The sequence below is a fragment of the Halomonas sp. ND22Bw genome, assembly GCF_003011945.1.
GTDB classification, from domain to species: domain Bacteria; phylum Pseudomonadota; class Gammaproteobacteria; order Pseudomonadales; family Halomonadaceae; genus Halomonas; species Halomonas halophila.
In genome coordinates this window covers 1-247 of the sequence record NZ_PXWD01001482.1, presented here as the reverse complement: position 1 = coordinate 247, position 247 = coordinate 1, and the positions used below count along the sequence as shown (strand labels likewise).

The following is a 247-nucleotide window of genomic DNA, read 5'->3' as shown; positions in this document are numbered from 1 at the left end:
CGCCCGGCGCATTGGCGGGGGGCGGGGGCAGGGCGGGGCCGCGCACGGGAACGATGAAGCTGCGGGTTTGATAGACGCCCGGCGCGGTGACGATGTCGCGCGCCATCAGCCGCCGGGCCTCGGCCTTGACCGTGGTGCGCCCAGCCTCGGCGCCGCCAAAGCGGACGGTCACGCGATAGAGGCCCTCGGGCACCGCCGCCGAGAAGACATAACCTTCCGGCGTCGACTGTGGCTCAAACCCGTAGCC

General features: G+C 72.9%; 1 protein-coding gene. It reads right to left on the bottom strand.

Features of this window, described 5'->3' with window-relative positions; all coding sequences use genetic code 11:
* The coding region (locus CVH10_RS23150) for a hypothetical protein (RefSeq protein ID WP_219925049.1) at positions 1-247 on the bottom strand (247 nt) is incomplete at both ends.